This is a genomic window from Curtobacterium sp. MCBA15_005 (assembly GCF_001864855.1).
Lineage (GTDB): Bacteria > Actinomycetota > Actinomycetes > Actinomycetales > Microbacteriaceae > Curtobacterium > Curtobacterium flaccumfaciens.
The window spans coordinates 9,196-9,882 of record NZ_MJGL01000027.1 but is presented as its reverse complement, the minus strand read 5'-3'; the positions used below and the strand labels follow the sequence as shown (position 1 = coordinate 9,882).

Below are 687 nucleotides of genomic sequence, written 5' to 3'. Positions count from 1 at the left end.
GGCTGCCACGGCTGCTGCTGCGCGGGCTGCCATGGCTGCTGCTGCCCCGGCCACTGCTGCGCCTGCCACTGCTGGCCACCCCACTGCTGCTGCTGCTGCGGCCACGGTGGGCGTGCGACGGGCTCGGACGGCGCGAACGGGTCGGTCGGCTGCCCCGAGTCGAGGTGCGACGCGATCCGCTGGTCGAGCGCCTCGGTGCGGATCCGCCGGTCGATGGCGAGGAACGTGGTGATCGACGCGCTCAGCACGTCGGTGACGCACTGCACCGCGATCGCGAGCAGGCTCCCGACGACGATGGCGATGACCGCACCGGTACCGGCACCCGACGTACCGCCCGTCTGCCCGAGGGGGTCGAAGGTGCCTGCGATGAGCACGGCACCGATGGTGAGCGGGATCGACGCGATGGATGCGGCGAACCCGAACATGAGCTGCACGAGCAGCAGGATGCCGAAGGTCCGCCAGAAGGCCCCGCGGGTCAGGCGCCACGACTGGGCGGCAGCGGCGAAGACCGGCCGGCCCTCGAGCGCGATGGTCGGGACGGTGAGCACGAAGCGCGTGGCGAGCCACACGACGACGACACCGATCCCGAGCACGAACAGCACGAGCGCCAGCACGAACCACCCGGTGCCGGAGTCGGCGGCACCCATGGCTGCGAACACCCCGAAGAACACGAGCCCGGCCAGGATC

At 71.8% G+C, this 687-nt stretch carries 1 protein-coding gene; it reads right to left on the bottom strand.

The genetic code is table 11. The annotated features are described in order from the left end of the window. The coding region (locus BIU89_RS11945; RefSeq protein ID WP_175475016.1) for a glycerophosphoryl diester phosphodiesterase membrane domain-containing protein at positions 1-687 on the bottom strand (687 nt) is incomplete at both ends.